General features: G+C 50.5%; 13 protein-coding genes. 7 read left to right on the forward strand and 6 right to left on the reverse strand.

The genetic code is table 11. The features are described 5' to 3' along the window. Positions 1–23 precede the first annotated feature (23 nt). The 4 genes from gatB to gatC form a co-directional block, all read right to left on the reverse strand. The gene (gene gatB / locus HMPREF2711_RS02260) at positions 24–1,454 is read right to left on the reverse strand and encodes an Asp-tRNA(Asn)/Glu-tRNA(Gln) amidotransferase subunit GatB (protein ID WP_003747264.1); all 1,431 of its coding nucleotides are present in this window, start codon (positions 1,452–1,454) and stop codon (positions 24–26) included. A gap of 99 nt (positions 1,455–1,553) precedes the next feature. Next, a complete protein-coding gene (locus HMPREF2711_RS02265; RefSeq protein WP_003747265.1) occupies positions 1,554–2,174 on the reverse strand; it encodes a trimeric intracellular cation channel family protein in 621 nt (206 codons plus the stop codon). A 97-nt stretch (positions 2,175–2,271) separates the two neighbouring features. Continuing rightward, the gene (gatA, locus tag HMPREF2711_RS02270) at positions 2,272–3,720 is read right to left on the reverse strand and encodes an Asp-tRNA(Asn)/Glu-tRNA(Gln) amidotransferase subunit GatA (RefSeq protein ID WP_003747267.1); all 1,449 of its coding nucleotides are present in this window, start codon (positions 3,718–3,720) and stop codon (positions 2,272–2,274) included. A gap of 150 nt (positions 3,721–3,870) precedes the next feature. Then, positions 3,871–4,161, reverse strand: a complete 291-nt coding sequence (gene gatC / locus HMPREF2711_RS02275) for an Asp-tRNA(Asn)/Glu-tRNA(Gln) amidotransferase subunit GatC (RefSeq protein WP_003685110.1) — start codon at positions 4,159–4,161, stop codon at positions 3,871–3,873. Positions 4,162–4,384: 223 nt separating this feature from the next. Between gatC and HMPREF2711_RS02280 the strand changes: the two genes are divergently transcribed. The 7 genes from HMPREF2711_RS02280 (at position 4,385) to HMPREF2711_RS02310 (ending at position 12,063) form a co-directional block, all read left to right on the forward strand. Continuing rightward, the gene (locus tag HMPREF2711_RS02280) at positions 4,385–5,422 is read left to right on the forward strand and encodes a rod shape-determining protein (protein ID WP_003747269.1); all 1,038 of its coding nucleotides are present in this window, start codon (positions 4,385–4,387) and stop codon (positions 5,420–5,422) included. An 11-nt stretch (positions 5,423–5,433) separates the two neighbouring features. Further along, positions 5,434–6,276 carry a rod shape-determining protein MreC gene (gene mreC, locus HMPREF2711_RS02285; protein WP_003747270.1) on the forward strand — a complete coding sequence of 281 codons (843 nt, stop codon included), beginning with the start codon at positions 5,434–5,436 and terminating at the stop codon, positions 6,274–6,276. Between the two features lie 4 nt (positions 6,277–6,280). Then, entirely contained in the window at positions 6,281–6,781 is a 501-nt protein-coding gene (mreD, locus tag HMPREF2711_RS02290; protein ID WP_003747271.1) for a rod shape-determining protein MreD, read from the forward strand. A gap of 4 nt (positions 6,782–6,785) precedes the next feature. Next, a complete protein-coding gene (gene mrdA / locus HMPREF2711_RS02295; protein WP_003747273.1) occupies positions 6,786–8,834 on the forward strand; it encodes a penicillin-binding protein 2 in 2,049 nt (682 codons plus the stop codon). Further along, a complete protein-coding gene (gene rodA / locus HMPREF2711_RS02300; protein ID WP_003747275.1) occupies positions 8,827–9,978 on the forward strand; it encodes a rod shape-determining protein RodA in 1,152 nt (383 codons plus the stop codon). The genes mrdA and rodA overlap by 8 nt, the downstream gene beginning before the upstream one ends. Before the next feature lies 1 nt (position 9,979). Beyond that, positions 9,980–10,639, forward strand: coding sequence for a MarC family protein (locus HMPREF2711_RS02305; protein ID WP_003747277.1), 660 nt, complete (start codon positions 9,980–9,982; stop codon positions 10,637–10,639). An 80-nt stretch (positions 10,640–10,719) separates the two neighbouring features. Then, complete coding sequence (locus HMPREF2711_RS02310; RefSeq protein WP_003747279.1) at positions 10,720–12,063, forward strand: aldehyde dehydrogenase family protein; 1,344 nt, start codon at positions 10,720–10,722, stop codon at positions 12,061–12,063. Positions 12,064–12,364: 301 nt separating this feature from the next. Here the strand turns inward: HMPREF2711_RS02310 and HMPREF2711_RS02315 are convergent, their stop codons facing one another. Further along, positions 12,365–13,645 (reverse strand): malic enzyme-like NAD(P)-binding protein, encoded by a 1,281-nt coding sequence (locus HMPREF2711_RS02315; protein WP_003747281.1) that lies wholly within the window; start codon positions 13,643–13,645, stop codon positions 12,365–12,367. Between the two features lie 264 nt (positions 13,646–13,909). Further along, the gene (gene tmk, locus HMPREF2711_RS02320; RefSeq protein WP_003747283.1) at positions 13,910–14,536 is read right to left on the reverse strand and encodes a dTMP kinase; all 627 of its coding nucleotides are present in this window, start codon (positions 14,534–14,536) and stop codon (positions 13,910–13,912) included. Between the last annotated feature and the right edge of the window lie 28 nt (positions 14,537–14,564).

Here is a 14,564-nt window from a genome sequence, read left to right on the forward strand (position 1 = left end):
TTTCAGACGGCCTGTCCTATCTATCAAGCCAATTTGGCTTTAATCAACTCTTGAACCTGAGCCGGATTGGCCTTGCCTTTACTTGCTTTCATCACCTGTCCGACAATCGCATTTAAGGCTTTTTCATTACCGGAACGGAATTGCTCAATGGCTTTCGCATTGTTTGCCAACACTTCATCCACCATCGCTTCAATTGCGCCAGTGTCAGTAATCTGTTGCAAACCATGTTTTTCGATGATTTCGGCAATACCTGCTTCAGGCTCAGCCCACATCGCTTCAAAAGCTTTTTTCGCCAGTTTGCTGCTCAATGTTCCATCCGCAACTTTGGCAACCAACTCGGCAAGACGTGAAGCCGTAATCGGGCTTTCAGCCAATTCCAAACCTTCTTTGTTCAAGGTGGCGGCAAGCTCGCTGTTCATCCAGTTCGCCGTTAATTTACCTTGGCCGCAGGCTTTGGCAGCTTCTTCAAAATAGGCAGCTTGAGCACGGCTCGCAGTCAACAGGCGCGCATCATAGTCGGACACGCCGTAATCGGCAACAAAACGCGCCGCCATTTCATGCGGCAACTCAGGCATTTGCTCTTTGGCCTTTTGCAATTGGCCGTCTGAAATAATGACCGGCAGCAAATCCGGATCCGGGAAATAGCGGTAATCGTGCGCATCTTCTTTCAAACGCATCACACGGGTTTCGCCTTTTTCAGGGTCAAACAGCATGGTTGCCTGCTGTACTTTACCGCCGTCTTCCAAAATTTCGATTTGTGCTTCCACTTCATAATTGATGGCTTGTTCCAAGAAGCGGAAAGAATTGAGGTTTTTGATTTCACGGCGCGTACCGAATTCGGCCTGGCCTTTTGGACGTACAGAAACGTTGGCATCGACGCGGAACGAGCCTTCCGCCATATTGCCGTCGCAAATATCCAGCCAAGTTACCAAACCGTGCAACGCTTTAGCATATGCCACGGCTTCGGCAGCAGAGCGCATTTCAGGCTCGGAGACAACTTCTAACAAAGGCGTACCGGCACGGTTCAAGTCGATACCGGTTGCACCGTTCAAACCTTCATGTACGGATTTACCCGCATCTTCTTCCATGTGCGCACGGGTAACATTGATGGTTTTAACCTCGTCGCCCACTACGATTTCCAATTTGCCATGCTCAACAATCGGCAAATCCAACTGGCTGATTTGATAGCCTTTTGGCAAATCAGGATAAAAATAGTTTTTACGGTCGAACACGTTTTTCTGATTGATTTTCGCATCCAAAGCCAAACCGAGTTTGATGGCTTTTTCGACGACTTCGCGGTTCATTACCGGCAATACGCCCGGCAACGCACACTCAACCACGCTGGCATGGGCATTAGGTTCGGCACCGAATGCAGTGGATGCGCCGCTGAAGATTTTGGATTGGGTGTTGAGTTGGACGTGGATTTCCAGTCCGATTACGGTTTCCCAAGTCATAAGGGTCTTTCTGTCGAAAAAAAGTTAATCGGTTAAATGAATGATTCGTTTTTCAGGCGGCCTGAATAAAAAACATAACAGGACGTCTGCAAGATAAGTTTATTTCCTGCGGCGTTGGAAACCGGGCAGTTGCCAATGGAAACGGTATGCAGTCAGGCGAAACAACAATCCGCCGGCAAAGAGCAGGTTTAACGTAAAAATATTAATCCAGCCCAAACGCCCGAACAGATAAATCAGCCCGCCAATCAAAATGGCCACGCTGCCGTAAAGGTCGGTACGCAAAATCATCGGCACGTCATTGACCAAAATATCGCGTGCAATACCGCCGCCAACGGCAGTCACAAAAGCCAAAGAAATAACGCCGAACAGATTAAGCTGCAAAGCCATACCGATTTGTGCGCCGGTAATACTGAACGCAGCCAGACCGACGGCATCGGCAATAATAAAGGCAGCGGCCAAGTAGGTGCTGCGATAGCGTTGCACCCTTACCAACCATGCAATGGCCAGTGTGGCAAACACAACAATCAGCGCATCGGTTTGCAAAAACACCTGCGGAATCCGGCCGACCAAGCCGTCGCGTATCATGCCGCCGCCGACAGCCGTCAGTAACGCGGTAATGACGACACCGAGTACATCCAATCGCTTGTTGTAGCCGACCAAATAGCCGGAAATAGCAAATGCGGCTGTCCCAATGATTTGGATGAAGTCGGTGGCTGTCATGTTTTTAAATATCTACAATATGCAGCACCTCAATACATTCAGGCGCTTTTATATGGTTTATTTTCAGACGGCCTTGAATCATCAAGGCCCTAAAACATTATTCCGGTGCTTTAGTATGCCAATCGCTGTTCAGTTGAACTTGATGTGCGGCGCCCAGAATTTTGGCTTCAGAGAAATAGTTACCGATAAATTGCACACCAATCGGCAGACCGTTTGCGCTGAAACCGGCAGGCAGGGTCAGCGCAGGCAAACCGGCAAGGTTCACGGCGATGGTGTAAATATCGGACAAGTACATTTGCACAGGGTCGTGGATGTCGCTGCCAAGTTTCGGCGCGGCAGTCGGTGCGGTCGGTGCCAAAATGAAATCACATTGACCAAAGGCCGTCTGAAAATCATTGGCAACCAGACGGCGCAATTTTTGCGCTTTCAGATAATAAGCATCGTAGTAACCATGGCTCAATACATAAGTACCGATCATGATACGGCGTTTGACCTCGCTGCCGAAACCTTTGGCACGGGTGTTGCTGTACATTTCTTCCAAATCGCCGAATTGTGCTGCACGATGGCCATAACGTACGCCGTCAAAACGGGACAAGTTGGTACTTGCTTCAGCGGAAGCGAGAACATAATAAGCGGGAATCGACAATGAAGTTTGCGGCAACGAAACTTCAACAGTCTCAGCGCCTTGGGCTTTAAGCAAATCAATCACGTTTTGCAAGGCCGTCTGAACATCGGCATCCGCGCCTTCGCCGAAATATTCTTTAGGCAAACCGATTTTCAACCCTTTGAGCGGCTTGTCCAAATCACGGGTGTAATCTTCTTTGTCGCGTTCCAAACTGGTGGAATCACGCTCGTCAAAGCTGGCCATGGCGTTCAACAAAATCGCACAGTCTTCGGCCGTTTGCGCCATAGGGCCGGCTTGGTCGAAGCTGGAAGCATAGGCAACCATACCGAAGCGTGAAACCGTACCGTATGTCGGCTTAATACCGGTAATACCGCAATGCGATGCAGGCTGACGGATGGAACCGCCGGTATCCGAACCCAATGCAGCCGGTGCCAAACGCGCCGCAATCACGGCAGCCGAACCGCCCGACGAACCGCCGGGAACATGTTCAAGATTCCATGGGTTTTTGGTTGCACCGTAGAACGAAGTCTCATTGGTTGAGCCCATGGCAAATTCGTCCATATTGGTACGGCCGAGAGTAACCATGCCGGCATCCAACAGGTTTTGCACCACAGTGGCAGTATAAGGAGACACAAAGTTATCCAACATTTTGGAACTGCATGCACTGCGCCAACCTGTTTGGCAGAAAATATCTTTGTAAGCAACCGGCACACCGGTCAAAGCGGTCGCATTACCGGCCGCGATACGCGCATCGGCTGCTTTGGCTTCAGCAAGGGTCTTATCTTGATCGATGGTAACGTAGCCGTTGATGGCGGGGTTTTTCGCAGCAATAGCGGCCAAATATTCGGTCGCCAATTCGACTGCGGAAATTTGTTTGGATTGCAGCAGGCTGCTGGCTTGTTTGAGCGTGTAAGCGGTCATTGTGCCGTACTTTCTATAAAACAGTTTTCGCTTTCAAAACAGATATTGAAAACATCCGTTTAAATCAATAAATCGGGCCGTCTGAACAAAGTATCCTTTCAGACGGCCTTGCAATAGGGGCTTGCCGATAAGCAAAGGCCGTCTGAAACCTTATTCTTCAATTACTTGAGGAACGATATACAGGCGGTTGCGCACTTCGGGGGCAACAGCTTGATATTCCGCAGCATGATCGGTTTCAGTTACTTTATCTTCGCGCAGGCGCAAAGCGGCTTCGTGCGGATGCGCCATGGGTTCGATGCCGTCGGTATTGACGCTTTGCATGTTTTCAACCATGGCGAAAATGTCGTTCAACTCGGCAAGCGTTTTGTTTTTTTCTTCGTCCGTTAAAGTGAGGCGCGAGAGTTTTGCGATTTTTTCCACATCATTTAAGCTTAAAGCCATAAAAAATCCTTGTCTGATAGCAATGCACCTTGGGTTGGGGTATCATTGCATTTCGTCTTCTATGAAGCGAAGAATTATAACCGAAAACCAAACAGGTTGGCATGGTGTTTTGATTCAGACGGCCTTTTCAGGGTGCATTTATCCGTCTTAAACCGTGTACCTGTTTTTCTTATTTTAAATAACGCTAAACACATCCGGGCTGGGCCGGAATTTCAGGTATCCTATGTTTCGTCTTTTATCTCGTTTCCTCTCTAATGATATTGCCATCGACTTGGGCACGGCCAACACGCTGATTTTTGTACGCGGCAAAGGGATTGTTTTGGATGAGCCGTCCATGGTTGCGATTCAATCCGGCGCAGGCAATAAAAGTAAAATCATGGCCGTGGGTACGGAAGCTAAAAAAATGCAGGGCCGTGCGCCGCGCAATATTGAAATCGTCCGTCCGATGAAAGACGGCGTGATTGCCGATTTTGTGATTACCGAGCGTATGCTGGGTATGTTGATTAAAAAAGCCACCGAAGGACGGTCTTTGGTTCCGCCCCGTGTGGTTATCTGTGTTCCGGGCGGCTCTACCCAAGTGGAACGTAAAGCGATTTTGGATTCTGCATTTGCCGCCGGCGCGGCAAGCGTGCATTTGATTGAAGAACCGATGGCCGCCGCTTTGGGCGCAGGTTTGCCGATTGAAGATGCGGCAGGTTCGATGATTGTCGATATTGGCGGCGGTACGACTGAAATCGGTATCCTTTCACTGGGCGGTATGGCCTATTCTGCTTCTGTCCGCGCAGCCGGCGACGAGTTCGACAAAAGCATCATCCATTACCTGCGCCGCCATCGCGGCGTCTTGATCGGCGAAGCGACGGCAGAGGAATTGAAGAAACAAATCGGCTCGGCCTCTGGTTTTGAAACCGAAACAGCCATGCGCATTAAAGGCCGCGACCTGGCCGAAGGTACGCCTAAATCCTTGGCGGTTACGTCGAATGAAATCCGTGAAGCATTGAGTGAAACGGTAAATCAAATCATTCGCGCCGTCCGTCTGGCTTTGGAACAAGCTCCGCCCGAACTGGCCGGCGACATCGCCGACCGCGGCATTATGCTGACCGGCGGCGGTGCGCTTCTGCACGGTATCGATACCGTCTTGGCCGATGCAACCGGCCTGCCCGTCGGCATCGCCGACCAGCCTCTGAACTGCGTCGCCTATGGTGCCGGTAAGGCTTTGGACTATATCGGCAAATGGGATACCGTGTTTACGGAAAACCCATAAGGTAGATGGCTATGGAACGCTCTTCTTTGCGCTTTGACGAGGCAAAAGGCCCTAAGCTGTTGCCTCGTTTTGTCGTTTATATCGCCCTGGCGGCCGGCCTGATGGTGGCAGATTATCGCTTTTCATTGATGCAGCCTGTGCGCGCGGCAGTAATGCCCATGCTCTATCCTGCTCAATGGCTGGCCAATCAACCTGTTCAACTTTATCAATATTTTGCCGACCTCTCCCAGTCCAAATCCGAGCTTTTGGAACAAAACCGCCAGCTTTTGGAAGAAAATGGCCGTCTGAAAATCGATTTGCAGCGGGATAAAGTCAATACCGATGAATTGCGCGAATTGAAAAAACTGTACGGTTTGCAACAAAAAGGCATCCACAATGTTATCGGCGCGGAAGTCATTTCCAATGGCAAAGATCCGCTTTCCGAAAGACTGATTATCGGCAAAGGCAGTCAAGACGGCTTGAAAGTTGGCGATGCGGTCATCGATCAAAGCGGTTTGATCGGCCTGTTGACACAAGTCCATACACAAAGCGCGGAAATTGAGCTGATCTCAAGCGGACAAAGCATTGTCCCCGTCGCCGTCAGCCGCACCGGTGAACGCAATTTGGCATACGGTAATGGCAGCAGTTTGGATTTACGCTATTTCCCAACCGGCTCAGACTTGAAACCCGGCGATGTCCTGCTGACTTCCGGTTTGGACGGTACTTATCCCGCGGGGATTCCCGTTGCAACCGTCAGCAAGGTTGTCCGCGCATCGGGAACGCCTTATTACGATACGCAACTGACGCCTTTGGCCGCTTTACGCAGCAGCCGTTTTGTCTTGGTACTTTCTTCCGCCCCTTCTTCCCCACGCTGATTTCATGAACGATTTTGACGATTCTTACCGTGCAGTACCGCTGCACATCATGGCGGCCAGTCTCATCGTGATGATGATACTGGACTTTATGCCGTTTTCCTTTGACGGATTCTTCTGGCTGCCTGAAATGACGGCACTGATGTTGCTGTATTGGACATTGCATCAACCGCAACGCGCAGGCATGGGACTAGCTTTTGCCATCGGTCTGATTGTCGATGCCGCAACCGCCGCGACTTTGGGTTTGCACGCCCTGTCTTACGTCGTGATGACTTATTTCATCTTAAACCGACGCCGCCAAATCATGCTGTACGGCCACATTATGCAATTGGCCGCTGTCTTGGCTGCGTTGTTGCTCAATCAGGCCGTTTTAACTGCTGCCCGTCTGTTCCTCAATCATCAGGTCATCACTTTGCAAGGCTTTGTTGCCCCATTTGTCGGCGCATTGCTTTGGCCGATACTCAGCCAGCTGATGCTGATTGTGACCCGTATTTACCGCGCGCACTGAAAAGATGAAACCGATTCTTCCACGCCGTCTTTCCGGTGGTCAACATACCAAAAAACCTTCCGCTCAGGCAGCACAAGCCGACGCCCTATTGCGCCTGCTCGTTGCTTTTATCCTGATTGTCATCTTCTTTTCCATCTTGCTGACGCGGTTCTTTTACTTACAAGTAACCCAACACAATGAGTTTTCCGGTCAGGCATCGAGCAACCGCATCACCCTGATTCCAACGCCGCCCGTACGCGGCGAAATCGTCGATATCAACGGCGTTCCTTTGGCCAAAAACTATCCTGTCTTTTCGCTTGAAGTTATTCCCAGCCGCATCGAAGGCAAGATGGAAGATGTCATTGAAGCATTGAGAAAATACGTCGATATTACGCCGACAGATTTAAAACGCTTCAAAAAATACCGCGAAAGCTATAGAAAATTTGAAAATATCCCACTCAAACTCAGACTGACCGATGAAGAGGCTGCGCGTTTGTCCGTGCATCTGCGCGAATTCAAAGGCGTAGAGGTCAACTCACGCACATTCCGCGAATATCCTTACGGTAAGCTGACCTCCCATTTCTTAGGCTATATCGGCCGTATAAGCGATAAAGACAAAGAAATGCTGGAAGAAGAAGGCCTGACCGCCCTCTATCGCGGCAGTACGCATATCGGCAAATCCGGCTTGGAAAAATATTACGAACACCAGCTTCATGGCATTCCAGGCTATCAAGAAGTCGAAAAAGACGCTTATGGCAACATCGTCCGTGTATTGAAAAATGTCCCGTCCAAAATGGGGCAAACCTTACGCCTAGGGATGGATATCCGTATGCAGCAGGAAGCCGACCGAATCTTGGGCGACCGCCGTGGCGCATTGGTGGCTATCAATCCGCAAGACGGTACTGTTTTGGCATTTGTTTCCAAACCTTCCTTCGATCCCAACCTCTTTATTGATGGCATCGACAGCGACACTTGGAAAATGCTGAATGACGATTGGAAAAAGCCTTTGATCAACCGCGTTACCCAAGGCCTTTATCCTCCAGGTTCTACATTCAAACCCTTTATGGGCATGGCCTTGTTGGAAAGCGGCAAAATCACTCAAAACACCATCGTCCCCGCTCCCGGCGCATGGAGCATACCCGGCAGCCGCCATATCTTCCGCGACTCCGTCCGCAGCGGTCACGGCTCGGCCAACTTGAGCAAAGCCATTCAAGTATCCTCAGATACCTTCTTCTACCGTTTGGGTTACGAAATGGGTATCGATAAAGCCTCTCCGTATCTGGCGCAATTCGGTTTCGGCCAAAAAACCGGTATTGACCTGCCTAGCGAATACACAGGCGTTTTGCCCAGCCGCGAATGGAAAGCCAAACGCTTTGCCAAATCTTCCGACCCGACTGCCAAAGAATGGCGCGCCGGCGAGATGGTTTCCGTCAGTATCGGCCAAGGCTACAATGCCTACACGCCTTTGCAAATGGCACATGCGACAGCATCTCTGGCCAACAACGGTGTTGTCCATCAGCCGCATTTGGTCAAAGAAATATTGGATTTCGGTGCGCGTAAAATTACCCGCATCAATCCTAATCCCGAACGTCAAATTCCGTTTAAAGCCGACAACTTCGAATACGTCAAACGCGCCATGGAGAAGGTATTAAAACCGGGCGGTACGGCACACCGTATCGGCGGCGGACTTGCTTACACAATGGGCGGAAAAACCGGTACGGCCCAGGTCGTACAAATCAAACAGGGTGGCCGCTACAATGCCGCAGCCCTACGCGAACAACACCGCGACCACGCATGGTTTATCTCGTTTGCGCCATTGGAAAAACCTGAAATCGCCATTGCCGTTATTTTGGAAAACGGCGGCTGGGGTGCGTATGCCGCGCCATTGGCCCGTGAAATGACTGATTTTTATATGCTTCACGTCAAGCCGCAACAGTTTTCAGACGGCCTCGAAACAGATTCGGCCAAAACTGAAAAAACTGATAAACATCAGCCTATCACCAGCATTTTCCAATCCGCCTACGGACTGACCCCGACAAGCCCTGCCCCACAGCCGGAGGTTCATCATGAATAACACATCAGCGTGGAAAACGTTCAAATCCACCATCGCAGCCCCGATTGACCCGTGGCTGTTTTTTGCCATGCTCGCCATCTACATCATGAGCCTGTTTTTGCTCTATTCTGCAGACGGGCAAGAGTTCGGCCAATTGGAAAACAAAACCATCCATACCGTTTTGGGCTTTGCCCTGTTATGGATTATCGCCGTATTCAAGCCGCAAACGGCCGCCAAAGTTGCCCTGCCTGTTTATATCGTCGGCGTATTACTGCTGATTGGCGTCGAAGTTGCCGGCGTTACCGTCAACGGTTCGACCCGTTGGCTGAGCCTAGGTTTTACCCGTATCCAACCTTCCGAAATCATGAAAATCGGTATTCCCATGACTGTCGCGTGGTATTTCCAACGCTATGAAGGCCGTCTGAAATGGATACATTATATTGTCGCCCTCGTGCTGATTCTTGTTCCTGTTGCCCTGATTTTGAAACAGCCCGACCTCGGTACAGCCGCGCTGATTATGGCTTCGGGCATTTTTGTCATCTTTTTTGCCGGATTGCCCTGGAAAGCCATTTTTGCCGCTATTATTGCCTTTGTGGCCGCCCTGCCGCTCTTGTGGAACTACGGCATGCATGACTACCAGAAAACCCGCGTCCTTACCTTGCTCAACCCAACCAAAGACCCGTTAGGCGCGGGCTACCACATCATCCAATCCATGATTGCCATTGGCTCGGGCGGCGTATGGGGTAAGGGCTGGCTCAACGGCACGCAAACCCATTTGGACTATATTCCCGAATCAACGACTGACTTTATTTTCGCAGTATTCGGCGAAGAGTTCGGCCTGATCGGCAATATCCTTTTGCTGCTGGTTTACCTTATCATTTTGGCACGCGGATTGTGGATTGCCGCACAAGCGCAATCCCTTTACAGCCGTACTTTGGCAGGCGCATTGACCATGACCTTCTTCTGCTACGCCTTTGTAAACATGGGCATGGTCAGCGGTATTTTGCCCGTTGTCGGCGTCCCCCTTCCCCTGGTCAGCTACGGCGGTACGGCTACGCTTTCCATCATGGTGGTGCTGGCCCTGTTGATGGGTATCGCCAACGAACATAAAAACCTCCGCCGTCGCAATATGGACAACGACGATCTGACTGAAAGCAAGGAATAATATGGAATTAGGTGTAGAAATCGGCAAACTTCTCGTTGCACTTCTTGTACTGATCAACCCCTTCAGCGCACTCTCGATTTATCTTGACCTGACGCAAGACCACAGCACCAAAGAAAAACGCAGAATTGCGCGTACTGCCGCACTGGCCGTTTTCATCGTGATTGTCGTCTTTGCACTGAGCGGCGGTATCTTATTGAAAGTACTCGGCATCAGCGTGGGCTCTTTCCAAGTCGGCGGCGGCATTTTGGTTTTACTGATTGCCATCTCCTTAATGAACGGCAACGATAATCCTGCCAAACCAAAAATTGATCCCCATTCAGAAGAACATCAAAGTGTGCAACAAGTCCGCCGCAATGAAAAAGCCATTGCCGTCGTCCCCATTGCCATTCCGATTACCATCGGCCCCGGCGGTATTTCTACCGTCATCATTTACTCCTCTGCCGCCAAAAATTACAGCGATATTGCCCTGATTATCATCTCCGGCTTTCTGGTCAGCCTGATTTGCTATCTCATCCTGATCGTTGCCGGACGCATCAGCAAACGCTTGGGCACGACCGGCCTGACCATCCTCAACCGCATTATGGGCATGATGCTTGCCGCCATTTCCGTAGAGATTATTGTTGCCGGATTAAAATCTATTTTTCCCCAACTGGTCGCTTGAAGTACAATTATCACAATAAAAGGCCGTCTGAAACATTTTCAGACGGCCTCATAAAAACATAAAAACAAAGGAGCCCAACCATGTTTCACAGCACCCATGTCTTTACCGGAGAAACTATTTACCGACGACCGGCACAAAGCTACACCGAATTTACCGACGAATTAAACCGCCTCCAAACCCTTCAGCAAACCTTCGCACAATCAAGCATTATCGAGCGCACCGCCCTCTTACAGCAATTTGCCGACAGCCTCACCCAAAACCAAGAACGCCTCGCCGAAATGGTTTGCGAAGAAGTTGGCCGCTGCCTGCATGAATGCCGCGCCGAAATCAGCAAATCCATCGAGCTTATCCGCTACTACGTCCGCCTCGCGCCCGAACTGCTCTCCCATAAAACCATCGCCACCCAAGCCAGCCTCAGCCAAGTCCGCTTCGAGCCTTTGGGCGTTGTTTTGGCAGTCATGCCGTGGAACTATCCTGTTTGGCAGATTTTACGATTTGCCATCCCTGCCCTGTGCGCCGGCAATGCCTGCGCGGTCAAACCTGCGCCCAGTGTTGCCCGCGTCAGCGAAACCCTCTTCAGCCTCGTCCCCAAAGGTTTGCCGCTTATCGGCGCATGGTTAAGTCATGAAGACACGCTTAAAGCCATCGAAGATACCGATGCCATGGCATTCACCGGTTCGACCCATACCGGCCGCCTGCTGGCCGCACATGCAGGCAAACATCTGAAAAAAACCGTCCTTGAACTGGGCGGCAGCAATCCGTTTATCATCCTGCCCGATGCCGATCTCCAACGCGCAGCCATCGACGCCTGCTATTCACGCTTCCGCGATGCCGGACAATCCTGCAACGCCGCCAAACGCATCATTGTTACCCAAAATATTGCCGAACAATTTATCCCGCTCTTCCTTGCCGAGTGCGCCAAACTGCAAACCGGCAATCCTAAAGACCCAAACACCACCCTTGCCCCGCTTCACCGCCAAGACCTGCGCCAAAACGTGCACGAACAGGTTCAAGATGCGGTTGCACACGGCGCGCAATGCTTGAGCGGCGGCTATATTCCTGATGGAAAAAGCTGGTTTTACCCGGCTACCGTCTTGGATCAAGTCAATCCAAACTGCCGCGTTTGGCATGAAGAAGTCTTCGGCCCGGTTGCCATGATCTTACGCGCCGACAATCCGGAGCACGCCGTCGCGCTTGCCAATGACACACCTTTCGGCCTCGGCGCCTGTATCTACACAGCCGACACGGCAAATGCATGGAAATACGCCGAAAAAATCCAAGCAGGCTCTGTCTTTATCAACCGCCACACCAGCAGCGACTTGCGCCTCCCCTTTGGCGGCGTCAAAGCTTCAGGCTACGGACGGGAGCTATCCGAATTCGGACTGTACGAATTCGTCAACGTCAAAACCTATTGGCAAAAATAAACTGTTTCATTCACTCAGGCCGTATGAAAACCCAATTTCAGACGGCCTGATGTTTTTTTAAAGACTGGCAAAAATGTTGTATTTAAAACCCATACCAATTCTGCAAAATCAAAGCAGCTCAAAAATAAGCAACCTATCTTAGAAAGCAATTCATATTTCCATGCCCATTTTGAATCGGCAGCTTACCATGTTCATCATTCCAACCGTTTCATTAAGCTCTTTATAAAATACCCAATAAACAAAAATGCCGTCTGAAATACAACTTTCAGACGGCATTTTCAATCAAATACTACTTATCGGATTACAATTTCAAACCGGCCAGTTTAGCAGCATACGCATCCAAATCGGCGATTGGACGGGTAGCCACGCCGCTTTCCATCGCTGCTTTAGCAGTAGCCGTAGCAACGCGAGGCAACAGGCGGGAATCGAATGGGGTAGGAATCAGGTATTCCGCACCGAATTCAAATTTCTTACCGTAAGCGGCAACCACTTCTTCAGTTACCTCTTCCATCGCCAAATCAGCCAAAGCATACACGCAGGCGCGTTTCATTTCTTCGTTGATGGTGGTCGCGCCGACATCCAATGCGCCACGGAAGATGAATGGGAAGCACAATACGTTGTTCACTTGGTTCGGGAAGTCTGAACGGCCGGTACCGATGACCACATCCGGACGGGTTTCTTTTGCCAATGGAGGCAGGATTTCCGGATTCGGGTTTGCCATGGCGAACACGATTGGTTTTTCATTCATGGTGTTCAGCATTTCAGGCGTCAGCAGGTTTGCGCCGGACAGACCCAAGAAGATGTCTTTACCTTTAACGGCATCGGCCAATACGCGTTGGCCGTTGTCTTCAATGGCGTAGAACTGTTTGGACTCGTCCATACGGTCTTTGTCTTCGCGGGTTTTGTAAATCACGCCTTTGGAGTCGCAAACGGTCACGTTTTCGCGTTTCAAACCCAAATCCAGCAATTGGTTCAAGCAGGCAATCGCGGCCGCACCTGCGCCGGAACACACCAAAGTCGCTTCTTCGATTTTACGGCCGGTATAACGCAAAGCGTTCAACACAGCGGCGGCGGTGATGATGGCGGTACCGTGTTGGTCGTCGTGGAATACGGGGATTTTGCAGCGTTTGCGCAATTCGCGTTCGATGTAGAAGCACTCGGGCGCTTTAATGTCTTCAAGGTTGATACCGCCGAAAGTCGGTTCCAAAGAAGCGATGATGTCCACCAGTTTTTGCGGGTCTTTTTCATCGATTTCGATGTCAAACACGTCAACGCCGGCGAATTTTTTGAACAATACGCCTTTGCCTTCCATAACAGGTTTGCCGGCCAATGCACCGATGTTGCCCAAACCCAACACTGCGGTACCGTTGGAAATCACGGCAACCAAATTGCCTTTGGCGGTGTATTTGTAGGCATTTTGCGGATCGGCATGGATTTCCATACAAGGAGCGGCTACGCCCGGAGAGTACGCCAACGCCAAGTCTTTAGAAGTAGCCAGAGATTTGGTTGGGGTAACGGAGATTTTGCCCGGCACGGGGAATTCGTGGAACTGCAGGGCGGCTTCTTTTAATGAATTTTCCATTTGTCGATCCTGTTTGCGAGAGAGAGATTTTACAGCGAACAAGTCTGAAACGGGCTGCTCCAGACATTTAAACTTCTAAAGTCGGTTTGTTAACAGTCCGGCTTTGTAAGAGGCCGTAATTTTATCATGTTCTTTTGGTGGCGCATACCGATATTTATTACATTTGTTTTGATGTTTCATTTTATTTGGTTTTATGTCTGAAAACTTCTGTAATAATATTTCTTCGATACATCAGTCTTCTTTCAGACGGCATTTTATTTAAACTTAAACATTCAATCCGAAATGGCTGTCCAGTGCGGTTTCAATCTGGGTTTTGACTGCGTCCAAACTTTGGCCGCTGTCGATGACGGCGTATCGTTCCGGCTGTTTGGCAGCACGTTGCAAATACACTTCCCGCACCCGATTAAAAAACTCGGCTGCCTCTTGCTCGAAGCGGTCTTTCTCGCGCGTTTGGTTGATGCGCGCCATCGATACTTCCAAAGGCACATCCAACAGCAAGGTCAAATCGGGACGGAAATCACCCTGCACCCAATGCTCGAGCGTGGCAATATCCTGCAAGGGAACGCCGCGCCCGCCGCCTTGATAGGCAAACGTTGCATCGGTAAAGCGGTCGGAAACGACATGCGTGCCGTTTTTCAGGGCAGGCAGAATGACGGTTTCCAAGTGTTGCTGTCTGGCGGCAAACATCAACAGGGTTTCGGTGCGCAGGCTGACTTGGGTGGCAGGGTTGAGCAGGATTTCGCGCAATGCTTCTCCGGCAGGCGTGCCTCCCGGTTCGCGCGTAAACAATACGGGCAGTTTGTGTTTCTCAAACCATGCTTTCATTACGGCGAGGTTGGTGGATTTGCCTGCGCCGTCTATGCCGTCAAGGGTAATAAATCTGGGTTTCATATGGATATCGTTAATCTAAAGGCCGTCT

Source organism: Neisseria sp. HMSC070A01, from assembly GCF_001810165.1.
In the GTDB taxonomy this organism is placed as follows: Bacteria; Pseudomonadota; Gammaproteobacteria; order Burkholderiales; family Neisseriaceae; genus Neisseria.

What these genes read in the sequence shown, in the direction of transcription:
- gatB (WP_003747264.1), bottom strand. Translation starts at nt 1,454, where the DNA reads ATGACTTGGGAAACCGTAATCGGACTGGAAATCCACGTCCAACTCAAC.
- HMPREF2711_RS02265 (WP_003747265.1), bottom strand. Translation starts at nt 2,174, where the DNA reads ATGACAGCCACCGACTTCATCCAAATCATTGGGACAGCCGCATTTGCT.
- gatA (WP_003747267.1), bottom strand. Translation starts at nt 3,720, where the DNA reads ATGACCGCTTACACGCTCAAACAAGCCAGCAGCCTGCTGCAATCCAAA.
- gatC (WP_003685110.1), bottom strand. Translation starts at nt 4,161, where the DNA reads ATGGCTTTAAGCTTAAATGATGTGGAAAAAATCGCAAAACTCTCGCGC.
- HMPREF2711_RS02280 (WP_003747269.1), top strand. Translation starts at nt 4,385, where the DNA reads ATGTTTCGTCTTTTATCTCGTTTCCTCTCTAATGATATTGCCATCGAC.
- mreC (WP_003747270.1), top strand. Translation starts at nt 5,434, where the DNA reads ATGGAACGCTCTTCTTTGCGCTTTGACGAGGCAAAAGGCCCTAAGCTG.
- mreD (WP_003747271.1), top strand. Translation starts at nt 6,281, where the DNA reads ATGAACGATTTTGACGATTCTTACCGTGCAGTACCGCTGCACATCATG.
- mrdA (WP_003747273.1), top strand. Translation starts at nt 6,786, where the DNA reads ATGAAACCGATTCTTCCACGCCGTCTTTCCGGTGGTCAACATACCAAA.
- rodA (WP_003747275.1), top strand. Translation starts at nt 8,827, where the DNA reads ATGAATAACACATCAGCGTGGAAAACGTTCAAATCCACCATCGCAGCC.
- HMPREF2711_RS02305 (WP_003747277.1), top strand. Translation starts at nt 9,980, where the DNA reads ATGGAATTAGGTGTAGAAATCGGCAAACTTCTCGTTGCACTTCTTGTA.
- HMPREF2711_RS02310 (WP_003747279.1), top strand. Translation starts at nt 10,720, where the DNA reads ATGTTTCACAGCACCCATGTCTTTACCGGAGAAACTATTTACCGACGA.
- HMPREF2711_RS02315 (WP_003747281.1), bottom strand. Translation starts at nt 13,645, where the DNA reads ATGGAAAATTCATTAAAAGAAGCCGCCCTGCAGTTCCACGAATTCCCC.
- tmk (WP_003747283.1), bottom strand. Translation starts at nt 14,536, where the DNA reads ATGAAACCCAGATTTATTACCCTTGACGGCATAGACGGCGCAGGCAAA.